This is a genomic window from Citrobacter sp. RHBSTW-00986, from assembly GCF_013783065.1.
Taxonomy (GTDB): Bacteria; Pseudomonadota; Gammaproteobacteria; order Enterobacterales; family Enterobacteriaceae; genus Citrobacter; species Citrobacter braakii.
In genome coordinates, this window is sequence record NZ_CP056200.1 from 2,015,319 (window position 1) to 2,027,419 (window position 12,101).

Annotated in this window: 16 protein-coding genes; 10 read left to right on the forward strand and 6 right to left on the reverse strand. The window is 49.2% G+C overall.

Annotated elements, in window-relative coordinates:
- A complete protein-coding gene (gene arsC, locus HV345_RS09860; protein ID WP_019077061.1) occupies positions 1 to 426 on the forward strand; it encodes a glutaredoxin-dependent arsenate reductase in 426 nt (141 codons plus the stop codon).
- 282 nt (positions 427 to 708) lie between these two features.
- Positions 709 to 1,290, forward strand: coding sequence for a YrbL family protein (locus HV345_RS09865; RefSeq protein ID WP_181636564.1), 582 nt, complete (start codon positions 709 to 711; stop codon positions 1,288 to 1,290).
- 334 nt (positions 1,291 to 1,624) lie between these two features.
- Here HV345_RS09865 and HV345_RS09870 read toward each other — a convergent pair whose 3' ends face one another.
- The gene (locus HV345_RS09870) at positions 1,625 to 1,966 is read right to left on the reverse strand and encodes a hypothetical protein (RefSeq protein ID WP_049040545.1); all 342 of its coding nucleotides are present in this window, start codon (positions 1,964 to 1,966) and stop codon (positions 1,625 to 1,627) included.
- Positions 1,967 to 2,362: 396 nt separating this feature from the next.
- Between HV345_RS09870 and HV345_RS09875 the strand changes: the two genes are divergently transcribed.
- The 5 genes from HV345_RS09875 to HV345_RS09895 all read left to right on the forward strand — a co-directional run bounded on the left by HV345_RS09875 (position 2,363) and on the right by HV345_RS09895 (position 5,669).
- Positions 2,363 to 2,833, forward strand: a complete 471-nt coding sequence (locus HV345_RS09875) for an SRPBCC family protein (protein ID WP_053389504.1) — start codon at positions 2,363 to 2,365, stop codon at positions 2,831 to 2,833.
- Between the two features lie 206 nt (positions 2,834 to 3,039).
- A complete protein-coding gene (locus tag HV345_RS09880; protein WP_181636565.1) occupies positions 3,040 to 4,182 on the forward strand; it encodes a transglutaminase-like domain-containing protein in 1,143 nt (380 codons plus the stop codon).
- A complete protein-coding gene (locus HV345_RS09885; RefSeq protein ID WP_181633576.1) occupies positions 4,160 to 4,516 on the forward strand; it encodes a mercuric transporter MerT family protein in 357 nt (118 codons plus the stop codon). Before HV345_RS09880 ends, HV345_RS09885 begins: the two co-directional genes overlap by 23 nt.
- A complete protein-coding gene (locus HV345_RS09890; RefSeq protein ID WP_016153460.1) occupies positions 4,513 to 4,794 on the forward strand; it encodes a heavy-metal-associated domain-containing protein in 282 nt (93 codons plus the stop codon). Before HV345_RS09885 ends, HV345_RS09890 begins: the two co-directional genes overlap by 4 nt.
- Positions 4,795 to 5,003: 209 nt before the next feature.
- Positions 5,004 to 5,669 (forward strand): YecA family protein, encoded by a 666-nt coding sequence (locus tag HV345_RS09895; protein WP_016153459.1) that lies wholly within the window; start codon positions 5,004 to 5,006, stop codon positions 5,667 to 5,669.
- Positions 5,670 to 5,697: 28 nt separating this feature from the next.
- On the opposite strand, the gene tyrP is transcribed toward HV345_RS09895, so the two are convergent.
- A complete protein-coding gene (gene tyrP, locus HV345_RS09900) occupies positions 5,698 to 6,909 on the reverse strand; it encodes a tyrosine transporter TyrP (RefSeq protein WP_181636566.1) in 1,212 nt (403 codons plus the stop codon).
- Between the two features lie 225 nt (positions 6,910 to 7,134).
- Here tyrP and HV345_RS09905 point away from each other — a divergent pair, with 225 nt between their 5' ends.
- On the forward strand, positions 7,135 to 7,374 hold the full coding sequence (locus HV345_RS09905; RefSeq protein ID WP_016153457.1) for a YecH family metal-binding protein: 240 nt from the start codon (positions 7,135 to 7,137) through the stop codon (positions 7,372 to 7,374).
- A gap of 45 nt (positions 7,375 to 7,419) precedes the next feature.
- Here the strand turns inward: HV345_RS09905 and ftnA are convergent, their stop codons facing one another.
- Positions 7,420 to 7,917, reverse strand: a complete 498-nt coding sequence (gene ftnA, locus HV345_RS09910; protein ID WP_016153456.1) for a non-heme ferritin — start codon at positions 7,915 to 7,917, stop codon at positions 7,420 to 7,422.
- A gap of 194 nt (positions 7,918 to 8,111) precedes the next feature.
- Positions 8,112 to 8,447 carry a YecR-like lipofamily protein gene (locus tag HV345_RS09915; RefSeq protein ID WP_016153455.1) on the reverse strand — a complete coding sequence of 112 codons (336 nt, stop codon included), beginning with the start codon at positions 8,445 to 8,447 and terminating at the stop codon, positions 8,112 to 8,114.
- A gap of 267 nt (positions 8,448 to 8,714) precedes the next feature.
- Here HV345_RS09915 and HV345_RS09920 point away from each other — a divergent pair, with 267 nt between their 5' ends.
- Positions 8,715 to 9,353, forward strand: coding sequence for an RpiB/LacA/LacB family sugar-phosphate isomerase (locus HV345_RS09920; protein WP_016153454.1), 639 nt, complete (start codon positions 8,715 to 8,717; stop codon positions 9,351 to 9,353).
- A 33-nt stretch (positions 9,354 to 9,386) separates the two neighbouring features.
- Here HV345_RS09920 and HV345_RS09925 read toward each other — a convergent pair whose 3' ends face one another.
- Positions 9,387 to 10,808, reverse strand: coding sequence for an MFS transporter (locus tag HV345_RS09925; protein ID WP_181636567.1), 1,422 nt, complete (start codon positions 10,806 to 10,808; stop codon positions 9,387 to 9,389).
- 128 nt (positions 10,809 to 10,936) lie between these two features.
- Between HV345_RS09925 and HV345_RS09930 the strand changes: the two genes are divergently transcribed.
- The gene (locus HV345_RS09930; RefSeq protein WP_016153452.1) at positions 10,937 to 11,188 is read left to right on the forward strand and encodes a DUF2766 family protein; all 252 of its coding nucleotides are present in this window, start codon (positions 10,937 to 10,939) and stop codon (positions 11,186 to 11,188) included.
- A gap of 138 nt (positions 11,189 to 11,326) precedes the next feature.
- Here HV345_RS09930 and HV345_RS09935 read toward each other — a convergent pair whose 3' ends face one another.
- Complete coding sequence (locus HV345_RS09935; RefSeq protein WP_016153451.1) at positions 11,327 to 11,830, reverse strand: non-heme ferritin-like protein; 504 nt, start codon at positions 11,828 to 11,830, stop codon at positions 11,327 to 11,329.
- Between the last annotated feature and the right edge of the window lie 271 nt (positions 11,831 to 12,101).

Below are 12,101 nucleotides of genomic sequence, written 5' to 3' on the forward strand. Positions count from 1 at the left end.
ATGAGCAACATTACCATCTATCACAACCCGGCCTGTGGCACCTCACGTAACACGCTGGAAATGATCCGTAACAGCGGTAACGAACCAACTATTATTTATTATCTCGATACGCCCCCGACTCGTGATGAACTGACCAAACTGATTTCAGATATGGGCATTTCAGTACGCGCATTGCTGCGGAAGAACGTTGAACCTTATGAGCAATTGGGTCTTGATGAGGATAAGTTTTCTGATGAGCAGTTGATCGATTTTATGATTCAGCATCCGATCCTGATTAATCGACCGATTGTAGTGACGCCGCTTGGCACGCGTCTTTGTCGTCCCTCAGAAATTGTGCTGGATATTTTACCTGAAGGTCAGAAAGGCTCTTTTACCAAAGAGGATGGCGAAAAGGTCATTGACGAAACAGGGAAACGGGTTAAGTAATCTTTCCGCTTAATATTATCGGGAGCCTGTTGACTTCATACCGGGGCCTGCTCTTCGCTGATAACCCTCGTTCACGACTGGAGAAGCGTATTTGCGGGGGTATCAAAACAGGTTTATTAGCCTGCCCACTTGCCAGAAGAGACATTTGTCTCACTCCGAATGCATTTCGTTTATCAATTATTGAAATAAATATATACATAATAGTTTTTGATTAGCAGAACTTACCGATGCAGGTCAGTTGAGGCAATTTCATTTCCCTTAGGGTAAGAGTCAAAAACTATCATGAAACCAGAGCTTGTATTGACAGATGAAGACTTACTTGCACGAGGTAACGATCGTTACGTCTTTCAGCATCCACAGGATAGTAACCTGCTGATCAAAATCGTTATTTCAGATATTGCGAACTATAAAAGCAAGTTACGGGAAGTCTTCCGGGACCTCAAAGAATGCAAGCCTGGCCATCAAACAGACTCTCTTTATATGCAAAAGATCGAAGGTCTTGTTGAAACAAATAAAGGTGTAGGGCAGATCACTGTGAAGGAGTGCGATGAGCATGGCAACCTTGCTCAAACCCTTTATCAGCTTGCTCTGAAAAAAGAACTCGATGACAGCAAATTGCAGAAGCTGAATGCTTTTTTAGCATGGTTTGTCAGCACCAAAGTCATTATTAACTCCCTGCATTGTAAAAACATTGTTTATGCCTGGGATAGCGAGCGTCAGGATTATCGCTTCAAAGTCATTGACGGGTTTGGTGACAAAACGTTTTTTCAACTCAGTAAGCTTTCGCAATCAGTTCGCGATAAGAATAAAATCAAATGTCTCAAGCGGATGCTTAACGATTTGAACGGTCTGCAACAAGCTTAACCACGCAGGTTAAAAATAATCGAATCACCAGTTTTCTGTTGCCGGACTTCCGATCCCGCATACCTGATTAACAAAGGTGTTTACGCAGAAGTAAGTTACATATTAACTTCTTGAAAAATATCCTGAACTGCTCGGCGTTCGTGCTGTGTGGGGGCAAATCCCACACCGGATACTATGGGAAAGAATAGAACAATCAAAGCAATAAGCCGTGTCGCGAAACCACCTACGGGTGGTTTTTTTGTGCCGGCTTTTGACGAACCATAGGTATTTTGCGTCAAGTAAGCCTGCCAGATACGTTAAGCCGCCCGCTACACACTCCCCATTGCCAATCAATCTATCGACGAATCGGTGCATTAAACATAAACCTTCCCCGGGCAGGGTTGTTGATAAAGCCATCCCGGGCGGGATTATAGTTGTGGTCCTGAAAACCATTCATCATGATGGGATCGCCTATGCCATCCTGAATCGCCAAATGTCTGTGGATTCGGTTACGTGCCCTGAATGTGAAAGCGAAATCATCCGTCCCGCCAATGATGATGACGCCATTTCCTGCAAGAAGTGCCGCGCTTAACTCTTGCTCTCTTGCGGCCTGGTTTTGTAACGCGCTGGCTGCGGCAGACGATGACGCCAGCAGCAATACGAGGACGGCGCATGAAAATACCGGTGGCAGTTTCATGATTAATACCCATTAAAAGTATGGCTATTAAAGTATAGTCTTATGTCGTCATCTCATCTGAATAGAAAATGAACAGTTTAAGCCTGTTGCCTGTACGGAGTCTGAGGGGGTGGGAGAGGAGTGCCGCGCAATTAAGAACTATAATAAAAACAGTCGACAGATGATGACTCCAGTTTACAGATAGTACCGATAGAGGGGGCGGTTATGCGCGTCTCATTTTCTCCGCGAGTTGCGTTCACCGCTACGACATCTGGCTGGATAATTATCACGGACTCCCTACCAAAGTGATCAGCTATGCGCCAGATGGGCAGCGATTATAAACTGTTCTTCTGGATGCTATGGTTATCAACACCCGATTCCCCGTCAATTTTTTCACGCCTTGAAGGAGCCTGCACTATGGCTGACTATCAGTTTTCCACAGTCTGGCGGGTTGAGGCTTCAATTCAGGAGGTATGGGATGTTTTTTCCCATCCGGATAGCTGGCCTGAATGGTGGGGAAGTCTGGAACGCATCGTTGAGATAAGGAAAGGGGATTTACGGGGTATTGGGGCGTTGCATCGTTATACCTGGAAAGGGGCGCTTCCTTATCGCTTAACCTTTGATATCAATGTGTTGAAAATACGGCCTTGCACATTGCTTGAAGGACAAGCCAGCGGCGCGGTGGAAGGGCGAGGGGTATGGTCTTTCACTGCCAATGGTACAGCGACTATTGTCAGATATGACTGGAATGTGCGTACCACGATCCGCTGGATGAATTATCTTGCCCCGCTGGCAGCACCTGTATTTCGCTGGAATCACAATACGGTCATGCGCGAGGGGGCAAGAGGGTTAGCCCGCAAACTGGCAACGACTGTGTATATAGTTTGAACGTATCTCCGCTGCTGTACTTTTTGGGCTGTAAATGGCTTAATAGCGACCTTGCAGTTTCTCACTTCATTCACAGTTAACAGGTCTGTTATTGATGAATAATCTCCATCGACTCGCCTTTTTATGCCGGCCTCTGTCTGCTGTGATGATCGCGTACGGTTTCCCCTTTACCCGTAGCTCAACTCTTACAACCTGGACAGACAGCAATGCAACGTCGTCAGTTTCTCAAAAATAGCGTTCTCCTTTCCGCCGCCGGATTAGTCGGCCCTGCAGTCATTAGCCAGACGGTACGTGCCGCTGAGCCATCCGTTGCGCCAATAGCTCGTCGACGCTTTGTCTTATCTCAAACGTATAAACTTAATCCTCCTGAGGGATCGAGCGGCGTGGTGACACTGTGGATCCCGCTACCGGTGGATACCGCGTTTCAACAAATGACGGCGCTTGCCTTTAGCGGAAACTATAAGCAGGCGTACGTCACCACCAATAATACCTATGGCGCGAAAACGCTGTTTGCCACCTGGGCTGACTCGCAGGGTGAATTGTTGGTTAACGTTGATATCGACATTGAAACCGCCGACTGGGAACCGCTGAAGCAGGACGCGCTGAAAAACTGGCAGGAACCTGAGCAGATTATTTATCCGCTGGATGTAAAACCGTATCTGTTGCCGACGGCACATACCCCAGTTGATGGACTGGTCCTGGAAACCGCGCGTAAAATCACCGGTAATGAGCAGGATCCGCTGAAAAAAGCGCGCCTGATTTACGAATGGGTCAGCAGCCATATGGAGCGTGACAACGACGTTATTGGCTGCGGCACGGGGGATGTGGCGGAGATATTAAAAAGCGGTAAGCTCAAAGGAAAATGCACCGACATGAGCTCCGTTTTTGTTGCTCTGGCGCGGGCCAGCGGTATTCCGGCGCGCGAACTGTTTGGCATCCGTCTGGGCAAGGCCAATAAGCTCGAACGTTACTCGAAAAGTGCTTTTGGCACAGCCGACAGTGCAGGCGTTGCCAATGTGAGCGGCGGTCAACACTGCCGTGCTGAGTTCTATCTGGCAGGTTACGGTTGGTTACCGTGCGATCCTGCTGACGTGACCAAAATGCGTCTGGCAGAGAAAAAAACGCATCAGGATGCCGATGTCCAGGCGGTTAACGCTTACCTGTTTGGTAACTGGGAAATGAACTGGGTTGGATTCAACTACGGACGTGATTTCGAGTTGTATCCGGCAACGGAGCAGGGGGCCATGAATAACTTTGGTTATCCTTACGCTGAAGTCGATGGCGACCCGATCAATTTCTATGATCCTAAAGCGTTTTCCTACAGCTATGTCGCCACAGAACAACGCTAAAGGTGCGGGGCTTACCCTGTTGACGGCTGCTGCGGCCGCCGTCACCGCTGGCTTATGCTGTGTTGGACCGCTACTTTACCTGCTGTTTGGTATTTCGGCGGCGAGCTTCGCCGTTTTCACCCGGTTTGAGTTTTTGCGAACTCCTCTGATACTGCTGTCCCTGGGATTATTACTGCGTGTCTTCTGGCGGCTCTATTTTTCCAAACGGTTGTGGTGCTCCGGGTGGTTAACTCTGAAGCAAGCGCGCGTTCTCTACTGGTGCGCGCTGGCATTGATTTTGCCGGTGCTATTTTACCCAACGCTTGTTGCCTGGTTTTATGAGGTATTTGAATGAAGATCTTCGCGTTAGTTGCATGCTTGCTGTTGCCGCTGTGGGCTCAGGCGGCCAATCAAAAAGTGGTGCTGGATATACAAAATATGACCTGCTCGTTATGCGTTATTTCGGTCAATCAGGCGCTACGTGAAACCGACGGCGTGATTAAAGCAAAATCCTCTCTCAAAACCCGGCAGGCAGAAGCCATCGTGCCAGAAGGTTTCCCAACCGATACTCTACTTAACGCAGTAGCGAAAACGGGCTATACCGCAACGCTCAACCGTATTGAACAACAGTAAACCACCTGCGGGTGGTTTTATTGTGTTTTCCCGGTATGATGCCCGGCGGCTTAGTGTTCTCTTTTGTGCGTTAACTACCGGAATTCCCCTCTTTTCCTGTTAACCTGAACAGGCGGCTGCTGTAAGCCGCATATGCCCATTTATATCTGTTATCCCTCCAGCCATGTAGGATGATCACAGGCAAGATTTTTTGACTAAGGAAAAGCGTTATGAAAACGGGACCATTAAACGAGAGCGAACTGGAATGGCTGGATGATGTACTGACTAAGTACAATACAGATAAGGCTATTCTGGATGTGTCAGAACTGGATGGTTTACTGACGGCGGTACTGAGTTCACCGTATGAAATTGAACCGGAGCAGTGGTTGGTCGCTATTTGGGGCGGCGCGCAGTATGTTCCTCGCTGGTCCTCCGAAAAAGAAATGACGCGTTTCATGAACCTGGCGTTTCAACATATGGCGGATACGGCCGATCGCCTGGATGAATATCCTGAGCAGTTTGAGCCGCTGTTTGGTTTGCGTGAAATTGACGAGCATGAACTGACCATCGTTGAAGAGTGGTGTTTTGGTTATATGCGCGGCGTCGCGCTGTCGGACTGGTCCGCGTTACCAGACTCGTTAAAACCGGCGCTCGAGGCTATTGCGCTGCACGGTACGGAAGAAAACTTTGCGGTCGTTGAGAAAATGACGCCAGAAGCGTTCGAAGAGAGCGTGGATGCCATCCGCCTGGCGGCGCTGGATCTGCATGCTTACTGGATGGCGCATCCTCAGGAAACGCCGATTAAAGTACCGGTCAAAGTGGATGCCAAGGTAGGGCGCAATGACCCTTGTCCGTGCGGTAGCGGTAAAAAATATAAGCAGTGTTGTTTGCATTAAGAAAAAGGGGCATTAAGCCCCTTTTGTTTTAACCCACTTCCGGTAGTAATCCTGCTGCAATAGAAAACTGTACGGCTATCACCACAATGCCGCACAAAAATACCAGCGCCAGCGCCGGAGCACCCCCTGCCACGCGATATTTAGCCTGTGGATTCTGTTTTCTGCTCTGCCATGCCAGCATCGAGGGAATGAGCAGCGCCAGCATCGCCAGGGCAACGCCCGCATACCCCAGGGCCATGACGAAACCACGCGGATAGAACAGCGCGAATGCCAGCGGCGGCAGGAAGGTCACCACGCCGGTTTGCATTCTTCCTGCTACGGTATTGCGGCGCTGGAAGAGGTCGGCCAGGTAGTCAAATAATCCCAATGCGACGCCGAGGAAAGAGGTTGCCAGCGCAAGGTCGGCAAACAGATGCACCGCCAGTTCGACGTGCGGCGAAGCCACGACTTCACGTAATGCTTGTAATAAACCGTTTAAACCAGCGTGGTTGGCTAACAGCCCCATGAACGTTGAGGAGTTAATACTGCCAAGCGTGGCCAGTTGCCAGAAGATATAGGCGACTAGCGGAATGGCACTACCGGTGATAAACACCCAACGCAGTTTACGGATGTTACCGTTCATATAGCTGACGATACTGGGGACGCTGCCGTGAAAACCGAACGAAGTGAAGATAACCGGGATTGCAGACAGTGCCAGCCCCTGCTGAAGCGGTAACGTAAGCAGGTTTACTTTATGGATATGCGGCATTAACAGGGCCAGCATCACCACCAGGAAGATTATCTTGGCACTGAACAACAGACGGTTGAACAGATCGACCAAAGATGTGCCAACGCAAACCACGCCACCGGCAACAAAGGTGAACAGCAGTACGCCTGTTGTCGGGGAGAGCGTTGTCCCGGTCCAGTCGCTGATGCTGGAAGCCAGCAACTCACCAGCGCCACTGATATACGCCGCCGTCAGCGCGTACATTAAAAACATCATGCTAAAGCCCGTTACCCATTGTCCGTAACGACCAAGATAACGTTTTGCCAGCGTACCCAACCCGGTGTCTGCCGGTACGTGTTGATACACTTCAAGCAGCAACAGCGCGGTGTAGCACATTAGCGCCCAAAGACTCACTAACAATACCAGCGTGACGCTAAACCCCACGCCTGCCGCGGCCAGCGGCATTGCCAACATACCGGCACCAATCGTGGTTCCCGCCACGATAAAAATACTACCCAGGGTTCTGTTTTTCACGCTTTCCTCTGTCCCAGAGATAATCAACGGTTATATCTGCGGCGCAGGTTAAGGCAAAACGCTATTTTCGTCAAATCACCGTTACAATGAATGTACATTAATCTTTACGATGTTTGGCGCGTTAAGATGTATCACAAATGATATTTATCTGCGGGTAAACCTGCGTTAGCGCAAAGCAAGGCCGTGCCGTTCACATTAGGCTACGGACTTTATTGAGGAGGTAGTATGGAATCTATTCACGGTCACGAAGTGCTCAACATGATGATTGAATCTGGCGAGCAGTATTCAAATGCCAGCCTTGAAGCGGCGATTACGGCACGGTTTGGCGAGCAGGCTCGTTTTCACACCTGTTCTGCGGCGGATATGTCGGCAGCCGAGCTGGTGGCGTTTTTAGCGGCGAAGGGAAAGTTTATTGCAAAAGAAGACGGCTTCTCTACGCACGAAAGCAAGATCTGCCGTCACTGATTTTAGCGGGTAATGATGGCGGGTTGCCCTCATTACCCCACAACATTAATTCTGTGTATCAAGCGTAGCCAGTTCTTTATCGATGAAATAAAGACCTTCGCCACTTTTCCCAGCCAGCGATAACTTATCAATGACAGATTTAAATAATTTTTCTTCTTCATGCTGCTCGGCAACATACCATTGCAGGAAATTAAACGTCGGATAATCCTGGTGGGTCATTGCCGCGTGTGCCAGTTCATTAATTTTCTGGGTGATCAACTGCTCGTGTTCGTAAGTAACACGGAACAGTTCGTCCAGAGACGCATATTCAGCAAAGGGGGAAGGGACGGTGTTAATACACGGCAAGCTGCCAGTATCGGTCAGGTAGTCAAACAGACGCTGCATATGCGTCATCTCTTCCTGGGCGTGACGGCGCAGGAACGCGGCGGCACCTTCAAAGCTGTGATAGCTGCACCACGCGCTCATCTGTTGGTAGAGCAGAGATGAATATAATTCAAGGTTCATTTGCTCATTCAGTTGGTCGATCATTTCTGTTTTCAGCATGGTTATGCTCCACAAACGTTATTATATATTAGCGTGGCGTCACTATAATTTGTTATTTAATTATTTGCAAAAGGTAAAATAATAAATTTATTTATTAAAAATGCGAATGGGAATAAAACGCATTAACGCTATTAAGCGGAGAATATAAATAATGAAAAGGCAGAAGACCAGCAATAATGTGCTGGTCGAAAATATTAATAATTGAAGGCAGGCGATTGGGATACCGCAACGCCGTGACACTGCCAGGCGAGCGTGATTTTGGTATTTAAACACAGAGAACCGGCATATACGCTACAGGTTGATACCGGCTGACCAAACGCCATTGCGTTGGCATAACCCAGGCGCTGACACTCTTTGGTGGCTGTGCCTTGGGTCACGTAATCATCGGTACGCGCCGTTTGTAGCATGGCCTGGTTGTAGGTCAGGCGAACGACGCCGGTGATGGCACTGGCTTCGCTGACCTGCGCCTGTTTAGTAATAGTGCATCCTGTCAGCACGAGCGGCAAAAGGGCAAGGATAAAGGTCTTCATGTGATCGCTCTGAAAGTTCGGAGATAGGCTATCATGGCATATGTGGGGCGCATCAATGGCTTGAATAGCCCGAAGATCACCTGCGATTAATCGCAACGACGTCATTTTATTGAGGCTATTCTGAGCTGTCTCAGAAAAAATGTGAGCACCTCATTATTTTATAAAACAAAATTTCATTAAATTTGAAAGTGAGTTTGCAAAATAGTAATGTGGCCTGAATGTTATGACTTTCAGCGGGCCTCCGCAGCGCATTCAGGAGATTACAGAATGAAAATTGCATTGATGATGGAAAACAGCCAGGCAAGCAAAAATGCCATCATTCATAACGAGCTTAAAGCCGTTGCGGATGAGAAAGGTTTTCCAGTGTATAACGTCGGGATGAGCGACGAAAATGACCATCATCTGACCTACATCCATTTAGGGATTATGGCCAGCATCCTGCTCAATTCCAAAGCCGTGGATTTTGTGGTTACGGGTTGCGGTACGGGTCAGGGGGCAATGATGTCACTGAATATTCATCCGGGCGTGGTGTGCGGTTACTGTCTCGATCCGGCAGACGCATTCTTGTTCTCTCAGATCAACAACGGGAATGCGCTTTCTCTGGCATTCGCCAAAGGTTTTGGCTGGGGTGCTGAGCTGAATGTGCGCTATATGTTTGAAAAAGCATTCACTGGTCGTAACGGCGAAGGGTATCCACCAGAGCGTAAAGAGCCGCAGGTGCGTAACGCGGGTATTCTGAACCAGGTGAAAGCGGCGGTGGTAAAAGAAAACTATCTGGACACTCTGCGCGCTATCGATCCTGAACTGGTAAAAACCGCCGTATCTGGCCCGCGCTTCCAGCAGTGCTTCTTTGAAAACTGCCAGGACAAAGCGATCGAAGCGTTTGTACGCGAGATAGTTGGCTAAATCCTGTTGGCCCGGCGGTGTTCGCCTGCCGGGCTATTTTTTCTTGCTAGATACCGCGCTTCCAGCATCATGGGTAAGCCGCAGCGTATCAACCATACCTACCAGACAAATAATCGCAATAGCGACAAAGGCCAGCCGGAAACTGATCCCCGGAATATTGCCTAACGCCAGCCATTCACTCACCTCATCGCCGATACGGATCCCGATAGCGGCCAATGAAATGCCCAAGCCTACCGCTAATTGTGTTGCCGTACTGAACAGCGTATTGGCGTAGCTCATTTGTGGCCCGGGGACGTCCGCAAAGGCAAGCGTGCTGATGCCGGTAAACTGAATTGAGCGGAACACGCCGCCCAGATACAACACCAACAAAATAACCCACACCGGGGTCTGCGGCGTAATTAATGCACAGGCCAACAGCGCCAGGACGTTTAGCGCACCGTTGATTAACAGCAGTTTCTTAAAGCCCAGCCAGCGTATCAACGGCGTGGTGGCAGGTTTTATCGTCAGATTGCCCACAAACACCGCCAGAACCAGCGAACCCGCGTGAAAAGCGTTCATGCCAAAACCGACCTGGAACATTAACGGCAGCAGAAATGGTACAGCGCTAATAGAAGCACGAAATAGTGACCCGCCGTACAGGGTGACGCGAAAAGTAGGGACGCTCATGGCATCAAGACGAATCATCGGCCAGGTAGTGCGACGAAAATGATGCAGGGCAAACAGAAAGGTCACGGTTCCTAGCGCCAGCAGCCCGGCGGTTAGCCAGCCCTGCGGCTGCTGGGTTCCCAGTAACTCCATGGCATACACCAGGCTAACCATCGCAACTGAGGTCGCGATAAAACCCGCTATATCAAATGGACGGCGCTCGTCGTCATGAATATCCGGGATGAAACGTAGCGCCAGCGCGATCGCCAAAACTCCCAGCGGTACGTTAATAAAGAAGATCCAACGCCAGTTAGCATAGCTGGTAATGAATCCTCCAAGCGGTGGTCCGATGATAGGCGCGACTAACGCGGGCCAGGTCAGGGTCGCTATGGCGGTGATCAACTGATGTTTAGGCGTGGTGCGCAGTACCGCGAGACGGCCAACAGGAACCATTAGCGCGCCACCCACACCCTGTAAAATTCGCATTGCTACAAAGCTCTCAAGGCTTTCGGACAAACCGCATAAAACTGAAGCGAGAGTAAAAATCGCCAGCGCCAGGGTAAACACTTTTCGGGCGCCGAAGCGATCCGCAATCCAGCCGCTGGCGGGGATAAGCACCGCGAGGGTGATCAAGTAGGCGCTGATACCAATGTTCAGGTCTACCGCCTGTACGCCAAAGCTTTTGGCCATGTCGGGTAGGGCTGTGGCAATCACCGTGCCGTCAATAAATTCCATAAAGAAAGCCCCGGCAACAAGTAATGCTGCCGGGGAAAGACCGCGTTGGTTCTCAACCGCTAACTGTTCACTCATGTTGTGCTTGCCATCTCAAAAGAAACTGACTGGATCTTTTTTATTTTCAGCGCATTTGTAATGTGTGCGCGGCTATCGTTTCGATCGCTGAATAGGTACTATGACGACCTTTCTATAAGGAGCTCACTATGTCCCAAACATTGAATGCCGATCAGGAACTGCTCTCGGACGTTGTTGCCTGTCAGCTGGTTATCAAGCAAATTCTGGATGTTCTTGATGTTATTGCCCCGGTAGAAGTTCGGGAAAAAATGTCCAGCCAACTGAAAAACATCGATTTTTCCAGCCATCCTGCAGGGGCCGATCCGGTCACTATGCGCGCAATACAAAAAGCGGTTGCCTTGATCGAGTTGAAATTCACGCCGCAGAATGAATCCCACTAAAATAAACCGTTGTTTCAGGTTTTAGAAAGGTTTTTTTGCGCCTCGCAGAATGGGAGGCGCGTGCCAGGGAAAATCAGAGGTTGACCGGATAAGGTGCGCAGCATCGCTATCCGGCATTAACGCGATGAAAACTGAAGATTAGTGATGCTGGTAGTTAACGACGTTGAGCAAGTGCTTATCGGTTTGCGCCATGCACAGCCCCGCGCGTTTGGCGCTGCGGACTTCATCAAGAATCGTCTGTAACAGCACGCCATCCTGCTGCTGCTCTTTTTCCAGATCGTGAAGAAAATCAATGGTTGGCGCATCGTTTAATGCTTCAGCTTCATTGGTTAAACGCGAGAGCTTACTCGAGCGCTGTTGATATTCATCCAACGTTTTCTGAAACAATTCTTCAAGGGAACTCAGTTCATCACCCGGCACATCCATGGCCTTGACGATGGGATTAGCCCCAGCACTTTTCATAAAATTGAACATACGCATCATTTGAGTCACGTTACCTTGCGCCTGCGTGCGTAGAAACGTGGCTGTACCTGTCAGGCTATGCTCGTAGCACCATTCGCTGAGATGCAGGTAAAGATTCGAGGCGTAGAACTCGAGATTCATTTGTGTATTGAGTTTATGAACAATTCCAACTGCAGCCATATCAATATCCTTATTTCCAGAAAGGGGGATGTACGTTACTCACGCCAGTACAGCGGGCTGCCGCTGCACTTCACCTCTACGTACAATTAAAGCTGTTAGCAGAATAAATCCGTTCCGCCGGTCCTTTAGTGATCACGAATTATATTCGCTCCGTTCGAGATTCAGCATAACGCTTGCCCTGGTATAAGAAAATCCTTAAATCTGCGTATTTATGTTTTTTTACATATTGTCATAACAGTATTCATGCTTCTTCTGTTTTGGTATATAGATG